Here is a 16972-nt window from a genome sequence, read left to right as displayed (position 1 = left end):
ACGGCCCCTCGGTCTTGGGCTCGACTGGAGACGGAGAGCGTCAGCTCTGGCCGCCCGCCAGCTTCTCGCGCAGAGCGGCGAGCGCCTCGTCCGAGGCGAGCGCGCCGCTGTTGTCGGCACCCTCGGAGGAGTACGAACCGCCACCGGACGCGGCCGGAGCAGCGGCCTCGCCACCCTCGGCAGCGGCCTTCTCGTCCGCCTCGCGGGACTTGATGACCTGCGCCTGGTGCTGCTCGAAGCGCTGCTGCGCCTCGGCGTACTGGCGCTCCCACTCCTCGCGCTGCTTCTCGTAACCCTCGAGCCAGTCGTTGGTCTCGGGGTCGAAGCCCTCGGGGTAGATGTAGTTGCCCTGGTCGTCGTACGACGCGGCCATGCCGTACAGGGTCGGGTCGAACTCGACCGAGGCCGGGTCGGCACCGAAGGACTCGTTGGCCTGCTTCAGCGAGAGGCTGATGCGACGGCGCTCGAGGTCGATGTCGATGACCTTGACGAAGATCTCGTCGTTGACCTGGACGACCTGCTCCGGGATCTCCACGTGGCGCTCGGCCAGCTCGGAGATGTGGACCAGACCCTCGATGCCCTCGTCCACGCGGACGAACGCACCGAACGGAACCAGCTTCGTGACCTTGCCGGGCACGACCTGGCCGATCTGGTGGGTGCGGGCGAACTGCTGCCACGGGTCTTCCTGGGTCGCCTTCAGCGACAGGGAGACACGCTCGCGGTCCATGTCGACGTCGAGGACCTCGACGGTGACTTCCTGACCGACCTCGACGACCTCGGACGGGTGGTCGATGTGCTTCCAGGACAGCTCGGAGACGTGGACCAGACCGTCGACGCCACCCAGGTCCACGAAGGCACCGAAGTTGACGATCGAGGAGACGACGCCGGAACGGACCTGACCCTTCTGGAGGGTGGTGAGGAACGTCTGGCGCACCTCGGACTGGGTCTGCTCCAGCCAGGCACGGCGGGACAGGACCACGTTGTTGCGGTTCTTGTCCAGCTCGATGATCTTCGCCTCGAGCTCCTTGCCCACGTAGGGCTGGAGGTCGCGGACACGGCGCATCTCCACGAGGGAGGCCGGGAGGAAGCCGCGGAGGCCGATGTCGAGGATGAGACCACCCTTGACGACCTCGATGACGGTACCGGTGACGATGCCGTCCTCTTCCTTGATCTTCTCGATGGTGCCCCAGGCGCGCTCGTACTGGGCGCGCTTCTTCGAGAGGATCAGGCGGCCTTCCTTGTCCTCCTTCTGGAGAACGAGGGCTTCGATCTCGTCACCGACGGCGACGACCTCGTTGGGGTCGACGTCGTGCTTGATCGAGAGCTCACGGCTCGGGATGACACCTTCGGTCTTGTAACCGATGTCGAGCAGGACCTCGTCCCGGTCGACCTTCACGATGACGCCGTCGACGATGTCGCCGTCGTTGAAGTACTTGATCGTCTCGTCGATCGCGGCGAGGAAGGCTTCCTCGTTACCGATGTCGTTGACCGCAACCTGCGGGGTGGTGGCGGTGGTCTCGGTGCTGCTCGTCATGTGGGAAAGGGCTCCGGTACGGACATTGAGTCGTAGGTACTGCTACGCCGGGAGCCCGTATCGCTCTGAAGAAGCCGGACAGCCAAGGAAGCGCCAAACGGGAGAACCCTTATGGCGCCTCGACAACCGAGGGGACATACAACAGATGCGAGCGCAGCCTGCTACGTCTGAGGTGCGCAGGCCCGCAGCGCAACTTGTAGCATACGGGGGCAGCCGGGCAGGGTCAATGCGCGAAGCCGCACACCCGGGGCGGATCGCCGCATACCCGGCACAGAACCTGTCTCCACAGGCCACGCGCGCCTAGGGACACCCCTCGCGTGACACCGCCTGGAGGGGCCGCGCCGTTCAGGTGACGGAAGAGTACGACGAGGGAGCCGATCATCCAAGAGCCCGTATCGCCCGAGATCCCGTCCGCCGCCTCCCCGGAACCCGAAGCGGAGCCGGAGGCGACCCGGCGCGAAGCCGGCACCGCGGAGAGCTCCCGTGCCAACCGGGGCTGGTGGGACCGCAACGCGGACGAGTACCAGATCGAGCACGGCACCTTCCTCGGGGACGACCGCTTCGTGTGGGGGCCCGAGGGACTGGACGAGGTGGAGGCCGAGCTGCTCGGCCCGCCCGAGACGCTGAAGAACAAGGACGTCCTGGAGATCGGGGCCGGTGCGGCGCAGTGCTCGCGCTGGCTGGCCGCGCAGGGCGCCCGCCCGGTCGCCCTGGACATCTCCCACCGGCAGCTCCAGCACGCCCTGCGGATCGGGGGCGCGTTCCCGCTGGTGTGCGCCGACGCGGGGGCGCTGCCCTTCGCCGACGGCTCGTTCGACCTGGCGTGCTCGGCGTACGGGGCGGTGCCGTTCGTCGCCGACCCGGTGCTGGTGCTGCGGGAGCTGCGCCGGGTGCTGCGGCCCGGCGGCCGGTTCGTGTTCTCGGTGACCCATCCGATCCGCTGGGCGTTCCCGGACGAGCCCGGCCCGGAGGGGCTGTCGGTCTCCGCGTCCTACTTCGACCGCACCCCTTATGTGGAGCAGGACGACGAGGGCCGCGCGGTCTATGTGGAGCACCACCGCACGATCGGCGACCGGGTGCGGGACGTCGTGGCGGCCGGGTTCCGGCTGGTGGACCTGGTGGAGCCGGAGTGGCCGGCCTGGAACACCGCGGAGTGGGGCGGCTGGTCGCCGCTGCGCGGGCATCTGATCCCGGGCACGGCGATCTTCGTGTGCGAGCGGGACTGACGCACTGGCGCCCGGCGGGGCGTACGACACTGGGGGCGTGATCCGTTACGACGCCCTGGACGCGCTGCCGGTACGCGGTGCCCTGCCCGCGCTGACCGACGCCCTGGACGAGCCCGGCACGGCGGTGCTGGTCGCCCCGCCGGGCACCGGCAAGACGACGCTGGTGCCGCTGGCGCTCGCGGGCCTGCTCGGTGACGGGCCCGTACGGCGGGTCGTGGTCGCCGAGCCGCGCCGGATCGCCGCGCGGGCGGCGGCCCGGCGGATGGCGTGGCTGCTGGGCGAGCGGCCCGGGGAGAGCGTCGGCCACACCGTGCGCGGGGAGCGGGTCGTGGGGCCCCGGACCCGGGTGGAGGTCGTGACGACCGGGGTGCTGCTGCAGCGGCTCCAGCGCGACCCGGAGCTGGCGGGCGTGGACGTGGTGGTTCTGGACGAGTGCCATGAGCGGCATCTGGACGCGGACACGGCGGCGGCGTTCCTGTGGGACGTCCGGGAGACGCTGCGGCCGGAGCTGCGGCTGGTGGCCGCGTCGGCGACGACGGACGCGGAGGGCTGGGCCGGGCTGCTGGGCGGTGCGCCGGTCGTCGTGGCCGAGGGCGCCGCACATCCGGTGGAGACGGTGTGGGCGCCGCCGTCGCGTCCGGTACGGCCGCCGCACGGGACGCGGGTCGATCCCGTACTGCTCTCGCATGTGGCCGCGGTGGTGCGGCGGGCGCTGGTCGAGCGGCCGGGTGACGTGCTGTGTTTTCTGCCGGGGGTCGGGGAGATCGCACGGGTCGCCGGGCAGCTCGGTGATCTCGGGGACGTGGAGGTCCTCCAGGTGCACGGGCGGGCGCCGGCGGCCGTGCAGGACGCGGTGCTGTCCGTCGGGGAGCGGCGCCGGGTGGTGCTGGCGACGTCCGTGGCGGAGTCCTCGCTGACGGTCCCCGGTGTGCGGGTCGTCGTCGATTCCGGGCTGGCGCGTGAGCCCCGCGTGGATCACGCGCGCGGGCTGAGCGCGCTGACGACGGTACGGGCCTCGCAGGCCGCCGGGCGGCAGCGGGCGGGCCGTGCCGGGCGTGAGGCGCCGGGGGCGGTGTACCGGTGCTGGGCGGAGGCGGAGGACGCGCGGCTGCCCCGTTTCCCGGCGCCGGAGATCAAGGTGGCCGATCTGACGGCGTTCGCGTTGCAGGCGGCCTGCTGGGGCGATCCGGACGCGGCCGGGCTGGCCCTGCTGGATGCGCCGCCGGCCGGGGCGATGGCGGCGGCGCGGAGCGTCCTGACGGCGGTGGGGGCGGTGGACGGCGACGGGCGGGCGACCGAGCGGGGCGCCGCCCTGGCCCGTCTCGGGCTGCACCCCCGGCTGGGCCGGGCCCTGCTGGACGGCCCGGACGCGGGCGCCGAGGTGGTGGCGCTGCTCAGCGAGGAGCCGCCGCGCGAGTACGGCGACGATCTGGGGGCGGCGCTGCGGGCGGCCCGGCGGGGCGGTGACGGTTATGCCGGGCGCTGGCGGGCGGAGGTGCGGCGGCTGCGGGCGGGCGCCGGCACCCGGGGCGGGCAGGACTCCTCCGACGACCGGGCAGCGGGGCTCGTCGCCGCGCTGGCGTTCCCCGAGCGGGTGGCGAAGGCGGACGGCGGGTCGTATCTGATGGCGTCCGGCACGCGCGCGGAGCTCGCCGAGGGCAGTCCGCTGCGGGGCGCCCCCTGGATCGCGGTGGCGGTCGCCGACCGGCCGGTGGGGCGCGGGCACGCGCGGGTGCGCCTCGCGGCCGTCATCGACGAGGCGACGGCCCGCTCGGCGGCGGCCTCCCTGCATCGGGAGGGTGAGGAGGTGCACTGGGCGGAGGGTGACGTGGTGGCCCGGCGGGTCGAGCGGCTCGGCGCGATCGAGCTGGCGGAGCGCCCCCTGCCCGGCGCCGACCCGGCCCTCGTACGGGCCGCTCTGCTCGACGGGCTGCGGCGGGAGGGGTTCGGGCTGCTGCGCTGGTCCCCGGACACAGTGGTGCTGCGGCAGCGGCTGGCGTTCCTGCGGCTGCACCGGGGCGATCCATGGCCGGACGTGTCGGACGAGGCGCTGCACGCGCGCGTGGACGAGTGGCTGGAGCCCGAGCTGGGCCGGGCCCGGCGGCGGGCGGACCTCGGGCGGCTCGACGCCGGGCAGGCACTGACACGGCTGCTGCCGTGGGCCACGGGCGAGGCGGGGCGCCTGGACGAACTGGCCCCGGAGCGCGTGACCGTGCCCAGCGGTTCCCGGATCCGGGTCGACTACGGCGATCCGGAGCGGCCCGTGCTGGCCGTGAAGCTGCAGGAGATGTTCGGGCTGGACGCCTCACCGACCGTCGCCGGGGTGCCGCTGCTGGTGCATCTGCTCTCCCCCGCCGGGCGTCCGGCCGCCGTGACCGCCGATCTCGCCTCGTTCTGGCGGGACGGCTACCGGGGTGTGCGGGCGGAGCTGCGCGGCCGCTATCCGAAGCATCCGTGGCCGGAGGACCCGGCGTCCGCCGAGCCGACCCGGCACACCAACGCGCGGCTCAGGCGGTGACGGGTTCCGGTTCGCCGTCCTCGGCCGGTTCCGGGTCGCCGGGGCGGCGGCCGCGTGCCTCCAGCCAGAGGGCCAGGGCGAGCAGCAGTCCGCCGAGGACGAGCAGGCCCCAGGGGAGATGGGACGTCAGCAGCAGGACGAGGGTGCGGTTGGTCTTGACCAGGTCGACGGTGTGCTCGATGTAGTCCTCGCGCATCTTGACGTGCCCGGCGAACGCGGTGACCTTGTCCCGGCCGCCGAGGAGTGTGCCGCCGCGCAGCTCCTCCTGGTGGATCTCCTCGCCGTAGACGGGGGCGCCGGTGAGGGGTTCCACCCAGAACTTGCGGACGGTGGTGTACCAGCGGGTCGTGCCGGTGCCGGCCAGCGACTTCGCGGTGACGCCCTCGACGGGCAGGGTCTTGGGGAACGGCACCTTCGTCCAGGGGATGACCTGCTCGAAGTAGTAGACCTCGACGCCCCGGAAGTCCTGGGTGCCCCGGTAGTGGATGGGGGCGGTGACGCGGGCCTGCGCGTCGAAGTAGGTGTAGTCCCGTTTCTCGGTGAGGAAGGGCCACTTGAACTCGATGCCGTCGCGGCGCACGGGGTCGCCGTCGACCGACTCGCCGGGGGCGTGGACGGGTTCCTGGGTGTGGGCGTCGAAGATGTAGCGCTCGGGGATGCGGGAGACCATCTCGCCGTCGGGGCCGACGACGTAGGACAGGCCGTCCCAGACCACGACGTCCCGGTCCGTGGTCCGCTCGATCCGTTCGGAGGCCGCCACGTCGCCCTTGAGGGTCTGCACGATGGTGATCTTGTCGACCTTGCGGGCCCGCATGGTGCCGTAGTCGAGGAGGGTGGCGTCCTTCGCCTCCAGGACCATGTCCTGGTACTGGTTCGCGGGGATCTTGGCCAGGCGCGGGAAGGCGTACCAGCGCAGCAGCGGGGACAGCGCCGCGCAGAGCACGGCGAGGGCGAGCAGGATCAGGCCGGCCGTGCGGCGCATGGCGGCCTCCCTTCCGGGCCGGGTCACGGATGGGCGGGCACGGTGGTCAGCAGCGGTTTCGGGGAGGTGCCGCCGGAGGGGGTGCCGACGGCGGTGAGCGCGAGGACCAGGGCGACGGCGGCGGCGAGTCCGGCCGCGGCGGCGATCAGGGCGCGCATACGTGCCTCCCGGGGACCCGGAGCTGATGCATCGTCAGGTCCGGCACCGTAGCAACGGGCGGCCGAGATGAGAACAGGTCGCGCGCACACGGAAGGGGCGCCCGGCGGCCGGACGCCCCTTCCGTATGTGTGCCGTACCGGCTAGGCGCTCTCGGTGGGCTCCTCCGCCGGGGGCGTCTCGGGAGACGTCTCGGCGGCGGCGACCTTCAGCTCGACCGTCAGGGTCGCGCCGCCGGCCGTGGCGATACGGAGCAGGAAGGTGCCGGTGGTGTCGTCGGCGTACAGCTTCGGCAGCTCCAGAAGGCCGTCGGCGTCGGTCTTCAGACCGGTCAGGGTGCGCACCGGCTTGCCGTCGGCGTCCTTGAAGTAGGGGCCCTTGTCGTTCTCGTCCGGGTCGTCCGCCGCCTTGATCAGGGTGGCGGTGGCGGCGACCTTGTCGGCGACGGCGCCCTTGTAGGTGGCCTTCACCTCGACCCGCTCGGCGAACTCGCCGCCGGGCACACAGGTCAGCGCGGTGTCGTCGGTGCGGGCCAGGGTGTCGGCGGCGCGTTCGGTGACGGTCGCCGTGTAGTCGAGGCCGGCCACGGCACGGCCGACGACGGTGGCCCGGACGGTGAACTCGCCGGTGTCCTCGCCGGCCCGGAGCGCCGGAGCCACCGCCTTGCCGGAGCCGTCGGTGAGGACGGCGGCGACCTTCTCGCCGGTGCTGAAGACGGCGTCGGTGTCGCCGGTGATGGTGAAGCGGACGCGGACCCGGGCGACGGCCTTGCCGGACTCCGTCTCCGCACGGGCGCTGATCTTCTCGGTGAAGGTGTCGCCCGCCATCGCGGTGAGCTTGGCGGTGCCGGCGTCCTCCAGGTGGTCCACCGTGTCGGTGGGGGTGGGAGGCGTGGTGCTGGGCGGCGGGGTCGGCTTGGGGCTGCCGGAGCCGCCGTCGCCCGGCTCGGAACCGCCGGGCTTCGGCGGCGTCGTGGGCGCGGACGGGGAGGAAGGCGCCGAGGGGGACGACGGGGTCGACGGCGAGGCGGGCGGTGTGGGCGACGGCGTGGGGTTGGCGCCCGCGCCGTCGTCGCTGCGGCCCGACGGCAGGGTGCCCGTGCCGTCCGGGATCTCGTGGGTGCCCTTGCGGTAGTAGTCCAGCCACCGCATGACGAGGTTGAGGTAGTCCCGGGAGTTGTTGTAGCTCAGGATCGCGCGGTCGAGGTCGGCCTGGTCGGCGAGGTTCCAGTCGAAGCGGCACAGATAGTGGCCGGCGGCGAGGGCCGCGTCGTAGACGTTGTTGGGGTCCTTGCGGCCGTCGCCGTTGCCGTCGCGGCCCGCCCACTTCCAGGTGGACGGGATGAACTGCATGGGGCCGACGGCACGGTCGTACCGGGCGTCGCCGTCGTAGGCGCCGCCGTCGGTGTCGCTGATGTTCGCGAAGCCGGCGCCGTTGAGCTGCGGGCCCAGGATCTTGGACAGGGTGGTGCCGTCGGCGTCGACCCGGCCGCCGCGGGCCTGGCCGGACTCGACCTTGCCGATGGCGGCGAGGAGCTGCCAGGGCAGGTTGCAGTGCGGCTTGGACTCCCGCAGCGCGGCCTCCGCCTTCTTGTAGGCGTCGAGGACCGTGGCCGGTATTCCCGCCTCACCGGCCGCCGGGGTGACCGTGGTGCCCGATGACGGGGCCGGGTTGGGGCTGTTGAGCGGCGGAAGGTCCGTGTAGTACGGCGAGTTGCCGGTCGCGCTGTCGGCGGCGGGGGTGTCCGGGGACGGCTGGGTGCCGGTGGTCACCTTTCTGCCGGCGCCGTCGGTCGTCACTCCCGGTGCCTGGGACGCGGCCAGTGCCGCGACCACGACCGCCGCGACCGTGGTGTTCACCGCCCCCTTGCGGAGCCTGCCGAATTCCGCCGCCATCTGGTGGACCCCTCCCGTGGACGCCCTGACGTCCGTGCCGGTCTGCCGGACCCGCCGTGCCGGGCCCGCCCCTGTAGTGACGATCGACTCGCCACGACAGTTGCCCTCGCGGCGAGGATCGCGTCGTCGTTCATCTGTTCGTCCGCGGGTCTCGGCACGGTGACCCAGGCGACCCTACGACAACTTCCCTTACGCGCACACCCGTTGCTGCCCGATATTTCCCGGTTGACCACAGGCCGTTCACCACCGGGCCGTCACGCATACTGGGGTCGCCGACGAGGGGGGCCGGACCGGTCCCGTCAAGACCGCATCCGAGGAGCCCTGTTGCCGTTCACGCTCAGCCACGCGGCCGCCGTCCTGCCCGCCGTGCGCACCTCGGGGACCGGCCGGGCCGGACTCGTGCCGGCGGTGATGGTGGCCGGTTCCTTCGCTCCCGACATGACCTACTACGCGGCGAGTGTCCTGTCCGGGGCCATGGAGTTCGGCGACGTCACCCACTCCTTCCCCGGTGTCCTCACCGTCGACGTCGTCATCGCCTGGGCGCTGGTGGGGGTGTGGCTGCTGCTGCGCGAGCCGCTGGTGGCGCTGCTGCCGGCCCGGCTCCAGGCGCGGCCGGCCGCGCTGCTGCGATGCGGGGCGCCCCGGGCGCGGGTGACGCCGGCGCTGGCCGCGCGCTGGTACGTGTCAGCCGTGCTGGGCGGGCTCACCCATGTCGTGTGGGACGCGTTCACGCATCTCGACCGCTGGGGGATGCGGCTGTTCCCGGTGCTGGGCGAGGAGGTCGCGGGGTCGCCGCTGTACTGGTACCTCCAGTACGGGGGGTCGGCGGTCGCGGCGGTCGTCATCGGGGTGTTCGTGGCGGTGGCGTTGCGGCGGATCCGGGGCGTGGGCGCGGGGATTTCCACGCCGGGCGTGCCGGTGCTGTCCGTGCGGGACCGGTGGGCGGCCGTGGTGGTGCTCGGCGGGGGTGCGGGGGTGGCGGCGTTCCAGCGGGCGTCGCGGTGGTGGGAGTACTGGGGCGCCACCGCGAAGTACTGGGAGCTGATCCCGACGCTGTGCTTCGGCGCGGGCGCCGGACTCGCCGTGGGACTCCTTCTGTACGGCGCCGCCGTCAGGCTGTGGCGTCCGGTCCCGGTCCCTGGCAGTACGGGGACGGGTGGTGCCGTGCGGGAGCGGAGCCGGCCGGGGGTGCGGTGACGTCGGCCGTGCCGGGGGCTGCCGGGATCAGGGTCAGCGCCAGGGCCACGTAGGAGCGGGCGAGTTCCGTCCAGTCGCGCAGCCGGCGGGTCAGGCGCCGGCGGACCGCTGTCATCGTGCGTCGCACCGTGCCGATGAGTTCGGTGGGGATGCGGGCGTTGCTCGCGGTGGGGGCGAGGGCGGGGCGCCGGGGCGGGGTGGGGGGAAGGGGCCAGTCGGCTGGGGCCGCGGCAGGTGCCGTCCGGCGGTTGAGCGTGTGTATACCCATGTCGGCATCCTTACCGGGGGTGGATGTCGGGGGCGGTTTGGCGGGGGCCACGTGGGTGACTCCGTCGGGGCGCCTATGCATGTGCCGGGGGCGGTGTGTTTCGCGGGTGCGGGCCGGTGGGGGCTTGTCGCGCAGTTCCCCGCGCCCCTGTTTGTGCGGGCCGGTAGGGGCTGGTCGCGCAGTTCCCCGCGCCCCTGAAGGGGTGGGCCTGGCCGGTTGGTTTGTGCGGCTTGGCTGCGCCTGCTCGTGTGCCGGGGGCGGTGTGATGCGCGGGTGCGGGCCGGTGGGGCTTGGTCGCGCAGGTCCCCGCGCCCCTGAGGGTGGGCCCGGTCGGTACGTTGCGTGCGGGGCCGTGGGGCTTGGTCGCGCAGTTCCCCGCGCCCCTGAAGGGGTGGGCCTGGCCGGTTGGTTTGTGCGGGCCGGTGGGGGCTTGTCGCGCAGTCCCCCGCGCCCCTGAGGGGGTGGGCGCCCGGCTGTGTGTTGTGTGCGGACCGTGGGGGCTGGGTGCGCAGTTCCCCGTGCCCCTTTGCGCCGGGCCGGTGGTTGGCCGGCCCGGCGTTCGGCAGCCGGCTAGTGGGCCGCTGATTCCCAGTCGGGGCCGGCGCCTACCGAGACGCCCAGGGGGACTCTCAGGTGGACGGCGTTGGACATTTCACGGCGGACCAGTTCCTCCGCCGCCTCGCGTTCGCCGGGGGCGATCTCCAGGACGATTTCGTCGTGGACCTGGAGGAGCATCCGGGAGGCGAGTCCCGACTCGCGCAGGGCGCGGTCCACGTTGAGCATAGCGATCTTGACGATGTCGGCCGCCGTGCCCTGGATGGGCGCGTTCAGCGCCATGCGCTCGGCCGCCTCGCGGCGCTGGCGGTTGTCGCTGTTGAGGTCGGGCAGATAGCGGCGGCGGCCGAAGAGGGTCGCCGTGTAGCCCGTCGCGCGGGCCTCGTCGACCGCCCGGCGCAGGTAGTCGCGGACGCCGCCGAACCGCTCGAAGTAGGCGTCCATCAGGGTGCGCGCCTCGGCCGCCTCGATGTTCAGCTGCTGGGAGAGGCCGAAGGCCGACAGCCCGTACGCGAGGCCGTACGACATCGCCTTGATCTTGCGGCGCATCTCCGCGTCCACGGCGGCCGGCTCCACGGCGAAGACCTGGGAGGCGGCCGTGGTGTGCAGGTCCTCGCCGGAGGTGAACGCCTCGATCAGGCCTTCGTCCTCGGAGAGGTGGGCCATCACACGGAGCTCGATCTGGCTGTAGTCCGCCGTCATCAGGGACTCGAAGCCCTCGCCGACGACGAAGCCCCGGCGGATCGCGCGGCCCTCGTCGGTGCGGACCGGGATGTTCTGCAGGTTGGGGTCCGTGGAGGAGAGGCGGCCGGTGGCGGCGACGGTCTGGTTGAACGTGGTGTGGATCCGGCCGTCCGCCGCGATCGTCTTGATCAGGCCCTCGACGGTGACCCGCAGCTTCGCCTGCTCACGGTGGCGGAGCATGATCACCGGCAGTTCGTTGTCGGTCTGGCCGGCGAGCCAGGCCAGGGCGTCGGCGTCGGTGGTGTAGCCGGTCTTCGTCTTCTTCGTCTTGGGCAGGGCCAGCTCGCCGAAGAGGACCTCCTGGAGCTGCTTGGGCGAGCCCAGGTTGAACTCGTGCCCGGCCGCCGCGTGCGCCTCCTTCACGGCCTGCTGCACGGCACCGGCGAACATCTGCTCCATGGCCTCCAGGTGTGCCCGGTCGGCCGCGATGCCGTGCCGCTCCATGCGGGCGAGCAGGGCGGACGTCGGCAGCTCCATGTCGCGCAGCAGCTCGGCGGCGCCGACCTCCTGGAGCCGGCCCTCGAAGGCCTCGCCGAGGTCGAGGACGGTCCGGGCCTCGATCATGAGCGCCTCGGCCTCGGCGCCCTCGTCCGCCCCGAAGGCCAGCTGGCCGTCGGCCGTGGCGGCGGGTGCCAGCTCGCGGTGCAGGTACTCCAGGGACAGGGCGTCCAGGTCGAAGGAGCGGCGGCCCGGCTTGACCAGGTAGGCGGCGAGCGCGGTGTCCATGCGGACGCCCTCGATGCTCCAGCCGTGCTCGGCGAAGACCCGCATGGCGCCCTTGGCGTTGTGGAAGACCTTGGGCCGCTCGGCGTCCGCGAGCCAGCCGGCGAACGCCCGCTCGTCGGCCTCGTCCAGCTGGGAGGGGTCGAACCAGGCGGCCGCGCCGCTGTCGGCGGCCAGCGCGACCTCGGCGACCGAGCCGGTGCCGAGGGCCCAGGTGTCGACGGTGGCCACGCCGAGCGCCCCGCCGGCGTGCTCCGCCAGCCAGGGAGCCAGCTCGCCGGTGCCGAGGACGGTGCCGTCCAGGGCGACGCCCTCGGTGGAGATCGGGGTGGTTTCGGCCTCCTCGGCGCCCGGGTCGACGCCGAAGAGCCGCTCGCGCAGCGACGGGTTCCGGATCTCGAGGGTGTCGAGGATCATCGCGACGGCCTTGCGGTCGTACGGCTCACGCGCGAGGTCGGCGACGGCCTTGGGCAGCTCGACCTGCCGCTCCAGCTCGGTGAGGCGGCGGTTGAGCTTGACGGCCTCCAGGTGGTCGCGGAGGTTCTGCCCGGCCTTGCCCTTGACCTCGTCGACGCGCTCGACCAGCTCGGCGAAGGACCCGAACTGGTTGATCCACTTCGCGGCGGTCTTCTCGCCGACGCCGGGGATGCCCGGCAGGTTGTCCGACGGGTCGCCGCGCAGGGCAGCGAAGTCCGGGTACTGGGCGGGGGTGAGGCCGTACTTCTCGAGGACCTTCTCCGGGGTGAACCGGGTCAGCTCGGAGACGCCCTTGGTCGGGTAGAGCACGGTGGTGTGCTCGCTGACCAGCTGGAACGAGTCACGGTCGCCGGTGACGATCAGCACCTCGAAACCGGCGGCCTCGGCCTGGGTGGCGAGGGTGGCGATCACGTCGTCGGCCTCGAAGCCCTCGACGGCGAACCGGGAGACGTGCATCGCGTCGAGCAGCTCGCCGATCAGCTCGACCTGGCCCTTGAACTCGTCCGGGGTCTTGGAGCGGTTCGCCTTGTACTCGGTGAACTCCTCGGAGCGCCATGTCTTGCGGGACACGTCGAACGCCACGGCGAAGTGGGTGGGCGCCTCGTCACGCAGTGTGTTGGCCAGCATCGACGCGAAGCCGTAGATCGCGTTCGTCGGCTGGCCCGTCGCCGTCGTGAAGTTCTCCGCGGGCAGCGCGAAGAAGGCGCGGTAGGCCAGTGAGTGCCCGTCCATGAGCATCAGGCGGGGCCGGCCGCCGCCGGGGGTGCTGTCGGTCTGCTTCGATGCTGAATCTGCCACGCCCCCGATCCTGCCACGCCCCACTGACAGCCGGGTGCCGCCGGGGCGCCGGCGGACCGTCCCGGCCGGGCGCCGGGCCCGAACACCCGCTCCCCGCAGGGACCGTTGCACATGCGAGGATCGGAGACGTACGTCACACGTGTACACGAAGGAGAGTGCGCGATGGCCAGCAAGCCGCCCACGGGTGATCCGGTCCAGGACGCGCCCCGGGTCGCCGAGCCGAAGCACGCGGCGGCGGGCCTGCCCGCCATCGGCCACACCCTGCGGGCCGCCCAGCGTCAGATGGGGGTGAAGCGCACCGCGCTCACGTTGCTGCGGGTCAACCAGAAGGACGGTTTCGACTGCCCGGGGTGCGCCTGGCCGGAGCCGGAGCACCGGCACACGGCGGAGTTCTGCGAGAACGGCGCGAAGGCGGTCGCCGAGGAGGCCACGCTGCGCCGGGTCACCCCGGAGTTCTTCGCCGCGCACCCGGTGGCCGACCTGGCGACGCGCAGCGGCTACTGGCTCGGGCAGCAGGGGCGGCTCACGCATCCCATGTATCTGCCGGAGGGCGGCACCCACTACGAGCCGGTGAGCTGGGAGCGGGCCTTCGACATCGTCGCCGAGGAGATCGCCGCGCTGGGCTCGCCCGACGAGGCCGTCTTCTACACGTCGGGCCGCACCAGCAACGAGGCGGCCTTCCTGTACCAGCTCTTCGCCCGTGAGCTGGGCACGAACAATCTGCCGGACTGCTCGAACATGTGCCACGAGTCGTCCGGGTCGGCGCTGTCGGAGACGATCGGCGTCGGCAAGGGCAGCGTCCTGCTGGAGGACCTGTACCAGGCCGAGCTGATCATCGTCGCCGGGCAGAACCCGGGGACGAACCATCCGCGGATGCTGTCGGCGCTGGAGAAGGCGAAGGCGAACGGCGCGCGGATCATCACCATCAACCCGCTGCCCGAGGCGGGTCTGGAGCGGTTCAAGAACCCGCAGACCCCGCAGGGCATGCTCAAGGGCGCCGCGCTGACCGATCTGTTCCTGCAGATCCGCATCGGCGGCGACCAGGCGCTGTTCCGGCTGCTGAACAAGCTGATCCTGGAGACCGAGGGCGCCGTCGACGAGGACTTCGTCCGCGATCACACGCATGGCTTCGAGGAGTTCGCCGAGGCCGCCCGCGCCGCCGGCTGGGACGAGACGCTGACGGCGACGGGCCTCACGCGCGAGGACGTCGACAGGGCGCTGGAGATGGTGCTGGCGTCGCGGCGCACGGTGGTGTGCTGGGCGATGGGCCTGACCCAGCACAAGCACTCGGTGCCGACGATCCGGGAGATCGTCAACTTCCTGCTGCTGCGCGGCGACATCGGCCGGCCCGGTTCGGGTGTGTGCCCGGTGCGCGGTCACTCCAATGTGCAGGGCGACCGCACGATGGGCATCTTCGAGCGGCCCGCGCCCGCCTTCCTGGACGCCCTGGAGCGGGAGTTCGGGTTCGCGCCGCCGCGTGAGCACGGTCTGGACGTCGTACGGGCCATCCGGGCGCTGCGCGACGGCGAGGCGAAGGTGTTCTTCGCGATGGGCGGCAACTTCGTGGCGGCCACGCCGGACACGGCCGTCACCGAGGCGGCCGTGCGCCGGGCCCGGCTGACCGTGCACGTGTCGACGAAGCTGAACCGCAGCCACGCGGTGACGGGCGCGCGGGCGCTGATCCTGCCGACGCTGGGCCGTACCGAGCGGGATCTGCGGGGCGGCGGCGAGCAGTTCGTCACCGTCGAGGACTCCATGGGCATGGTGCACGCCTCCCGGGGGCGGCTGGAGCCGGCGAGTGCGCATCTGCTGTCGGAGCCGGCGATCGTGTGCCGGCTGGCCCGCCGGGTGCTGGGTGAGAAGAGCCGGACGCCGTGGGAGGAGTTCGAGAAGGACTACGCGACGATCCGGGACCGGATCGCCCGGGTCGTGCCGGGCTTCGAGGACTTCAACGCGCGCGTGGAGCGTCCCGGCGGCTTCACGCTGCCGCACGCCCCGCGCGACGAGCGCCGCTTCCCGACGGCGACCGGCAAGGCCAACTTCACGGCGGCGCCGGTGGAGTACCCGGAGGTCCCCGAGGGGCGGCTGCTGCTGCAGACGCTGCGGTCGCACGACCAGTACAACACCACGATCTACGGCCTGGACGACCGCTACCGGGGCATCCGCAACGGCCGCCGGGTGGTGCTGGTCAACCCGGAGGACGCCCGGCGGCTCGGGGTCGCCGACGGCTCGTACGTGGATCTGGTGAGCGAGTGGCGGGACGGCGTGGAGCGGCGCGCGCCCGGGTTCCGGGTGGTGGCGTACCCGACGGCGCGGGGCTGCGCGGCGGCGTACTACCCGGAGACCAACGTGCTGGTGCCGCTGGACGCCACCGCGGACACCAGCAACACCCCGGCCAGCAAGTCCGTGATCGTACGTCTGGAACAATCGGCGACCGACTGAGCGTTTGCTCAGGCGGTGCGCCACGCCACCGAGTGATCACGACGAACGGAGCCGGGCCCATGGGCGAGCAGCAGCACGTGAAGTTCCCGCAGGAGGTCATCGACGAGTACGCCGCGCTCGGCGTCGATCTTCAGGCCCTGTTCTCGGCCGGGCACCTCGGCACGCGTATGGGCGTCCAGATCGTGGAGGCGTCCGCGGAGCGGGTCGTCGGGACGATGCCGGTGGAGGGGAACACCCAGCCGTACGGGCTGCTGCACGGCGGCGCGTCCGCGGTGCTCGCGGAGACCCTCGGCTCGGTGGGCTCCATGCTGCACGGCGGCACCTCGAAGATCGCGGTGGGTGTGGACCTCAACTGCACCCACCACCGGGGCGCCCGCTCGGGCCTGGTCACCGGTGTGGCCACACCGCTGCACCGGGGCCGTTCCACGGCGACGTACGAGATCGTGATCAGCGACGAGCAGGGGCGGCGGGTGTGCACGGCGCGGCTGACCTGCATGCTGCGCGATGTGAACCCGGGCGACGCGGAGCGGGTCCGCGCGGCGGACTGAGCCGGGTCAACTCCCTGTTCCCACCCCGCCGTTGATCCCTGCCGCGCGGCGGCATACGGTCGGGGCATGACCAAGGCAGGGGCGCGCCGGAAAGGGGCTGCGCTCGGACTGGCCCTGCTGGCCGCCTGCTCGGCGGGCGGCTGCGGGGAGCCGGGCGCGCGGCCCTCCCCGGCGCACCCCACGGTGACCGGCAACTCGCCTTCCGCCGCGACGACTTCACCGGCCCGGCTCTGCACGCGGATCATCGCGTACTGGTCGCGCCGGGCGCTGACCGGCGACACCTACGGCGACTACCAGTCGATGGGGCTGTCCGACGGGCAGTACGAGATCCTGCGGACGGTGGTCGACGCGGCCCGCGCCGAGCGTGAGCGCGCCGGCGACGAGGCGGCCGGCCGGCTCATCGACCGCCGGGCGCGCACGGCCTGCGAGGAGCGGTACCGGAACGGCGAACCCACGGGAGGCCCCTGGGGCTGACGAACCAAATCCGCAATTCCACTTTCCGTGCCCTCTACACGAATACGGTGCGGCACGCCGGACATCTTTCACGCGTGTAACTCTGCGTAATACGGCTGCAATGAAAGCCGCCCGCACACCCGCCGCGCGCCGCTTTCCCGCACACCCCCGCAAGACCCCCGGTTGCCTTCGGCACCGAATACGGTCAGCACCTAAACGCGTGAACGCTCGTGAAGAAGCTACGCGCGAACGCTGCGGATTCTCACTATGTGGACAGGGCGAATCGGCCGGAAATCCGCTCTTCCCCCCACGCAGTACCGCTCAGGGATACCGCGTGTCATAACAAGAGCGTCACAGCCTTGGTCAGAGCCTCCTCCATGTTCCCCACCCGCGCTTAGAGTCACGGCCAGTCACCGAGCCATCGGATTCGAAGTCACTTCGTCCCCAGCGCTCGAC

The 16972-nt window shown here is 72.5% G+C and carries 12 protein-coding genes; 6 read left to right on the top strand and 6 right to left on the bottom strand.

What is annotated here, in order from left to right; all coding sequences use genetic code 11:
* Positions 1–40: 40 nt before the first annotated feature.
* Positions 41–1534: a 30S ribosomal protein S1 gene (gene rpsA, locus KBY32_RS33135; protein ID WP_055621525.1), complete on the bottom strand. Its 1494-nt coding sequence runs from the start codon at positions 1532–1534 to the stop codon at positions 41–43.
* Positions 1535–1911: 377 nt separating this feature from the next.
* On the opposite strand from rpsA, the gene KBY32_RS33130 reads away from it, so the two are divergent.
* Together KBY32_RS33130 and hrpB are read left to right on the top strand one after the other, a co-directional pair.
* A complete protein-coding gene (locus tag KBY32_RS33130; protein ID WP_210982700.1) occupies positions 1912–2760 on the top strand; it encodes a class I SAM-dependent methyltransferase in 849 nt (282 codons plus the stop codon).
* A gap of 37 nt (positions 2761–2797) precedes the next feature.
* Complete coding sequence (gene hrpB / locus KBY32_RS33125; protein WP_210982684.1) at positions 2798–5278, top strand: ATP-dependent helicase HrpB; 2481 nt, start codon at positions 2798–2800, stop codon at positions 5276–5278.
* Here the strand turns inward: hrpB and KBY32_RS33120 are convergent.
* From KBY32_RS33120 to KBY32_RS33110, 3 genes are all read right to left on the bottom strand, one after another.
* The gene (locus KBY32_RS33120) at positions 5268–6260 is read right to left on the bottom strand and encodes a DUF3068 domain-containing protein (RefSeq protein WP_210982683.1); all 993 of its coding nucleotides are present in this window, start codon (positions 6258–6260) and stop codon (positions 5268–5270) included. The two genes, hrpB and KBY32_RS33120, sit on opposite strands and share 11 nt — an antisense overlap.
* 23 nt (positions 6261–6283) lie before the next feature.
* Positions 6284–6418 carry an SPW_0924 family protein gene (locus KBY32_RS33115; protein ID WP_107096731.1) on the bottom strand — a complete coding sequence of 45 codons (135 nt, stop codon included), beginning with the start codon at positions 6416–6418 and terminating at the stop codon, positions 6284–6286.
* 141 nt (positions 6419–6559) lie between these two features.
* Complete coding sequence (locus tag KBY32_RS33110; RefSeq protein ID WP_210982682.1) at positions 6560–8311, bottom strand: lytic transglycosylase domain-containing protein; 1752 nt, start codon at positions 8309–8311, stop codon at positions 6560–6562.
* Positions 8312–8635: 324 nt separating this feature from the next.
* On the opposite strand from KBY32_RS33110, the gene KBY32_RS33105 reads away from it, so the two are divergent.
* A complete protein-coding gene (locus KBY32_RS33105; RefSeq protein WP_210982681.1) occupies positions 8636–9508 on the top strand; it encodes a DUF4184 family protein in 873 nt (290 codons plus the stop codon).
* Here the strand turns inward: KBY32_RS33105 and KBY32_RS33100 are convergent.
* Entirely contained in the window at positions 9423–9776 is a 354-nt protein-coding gene (locus KBY32_RS33100; RefSeq protein ID WP_210982680.1) for a hypothetical protein, read from the bottom strand. The two genes, KBY32_RS33105 and KBY32_RS33100, sit on opposite strands and share 86 nt — an antisense overlap.
* 570 nt (positions 9777–10346) lie before the next feature.
* Positions 10347–13073 carry a DNA polymerase I gene (gene polA / locus KBY32_RS33095; protein ID WP_210982679.1) on the bottom strand — a complete coding sequence of 909 codons (2727 nt, stop codon included), beginning with the start codon at positions 13071–13073 and terminating at the stop codon, positions 10347–10349.
* 162 nt (positions 13074–13235) lie between these two features.
* Here polA and KBY32_RS33090 point away from each other — a divergent pair, with 162 nt between their 5' ends.
* The 3 genes from KBY32_RS33090 (at position 13236) to KBY32_RS33080 (ending at position 16537) form a co-directional block, all read left to right on the top strand.
* A complete protein-coding gene (locus KBY32_RS33090; RefSeq protein ID WP_210982678.1) occupies positions 13236–15515 on the top strand; it encodes an FdhF/YdeP family oxidoreductase in 2280 nt (759 codons plus the stop codon).
* Between the two features lie 59 nt (positions 15516–15574).
* Complete coding sequence (locus KBY32_RS33085) at positions 15575–16063, top strand: hotdog fold thioesterase (protein WP_055621533.1); 489 nt, start codon at positions 15575–15577, stop codon at positions 16061–16063.
* A gap of 66 nt (positions 16064–16129) precedes the next feature.
* Entirely contained in the window at positions 16130–16537 is a 408-nt protein-coding gene (locus KBY32_RS33080) for a hypothetical protein (protein ID WP_210982677.1), read from the top strand.
* The last annotated feature ends 435 nt before the right edge of the window (positions 16538–16972 follow it).

This window comes from Streptomyces sp. RK62 (assembly GCF_018070255.1).
GTDB classification, from domain to species: domain Bacteria; phylum Actinomycetota; class Actinomycetes; order Streptomycetales; family Streptomycetaceae; genus Streptomyces; species Streptomyces nigra.
This window is presented reverse-complemented; position numbering and strand designations above follow the sequence as displayed.

Excerpts from the sequence above, each read along its gene's own strand:
- KBY32_RS33115 (WP_107096731.1), bottom strand. The coding sequence starts at position 6,418 with ATGCGCGCCCTGATCGCCGCCGCGGCCGGACTCGCCGCCGCCGTCGCC.
- KBY32_RS33090 (WP_210982678.1), top strand. The coding sequence starts at position 13,236 with ATGGCCAGCAAGCCGCCCACGGGTGATCCGGTCCAGGACGCGCCCCGG.
- KBY32_RS33100 (WP_210982680.1), bottom strand. The coding sequence starts at position 9,776 with ATGGGTATACACACGCTCAACCGCCGGACGGCACCTGCCGCGGCCCCA.
- KBY32_RS33120 (WP_210982683.1), bottom strand. The coding sequence starts at position 6,260 with ATGCGCCGCACGGCCGGCCTGATCCTGCTCGCCCTCGCCGTGCTCTGC.
- KBY32_RS33080 (WP_210982677.1), top strand. The coding sequence starts at position 16,130 with ATGACCAAGGCAGGGGCGCGCCGGAAAGGGGCTGCGCTCGGACTGGCC.
- KBY32_RS33110 (WP_210982682.1), bottom strand. The coding sequence starts at position 8,311 with ATGGCGGCGGAATTCGGCAGGCTCCGCAAGGGGGCGGTGAACACCACG.
- KBY32_RS33085 (WP_055621533.1), top strand. The coding sequence starts at position 15,575 with ATGGGCGAGCAGCAGCACGTGAAGTTCCCGCAGGAGGTCATCGACGAG.
- rpsA (WP_055621525.1), bottom strand. The coding sequence starts at position 1,534 with ATGACGAGCAGCACCGAGACCACCGCCACCACCCCGCAGGTTGCGGTC.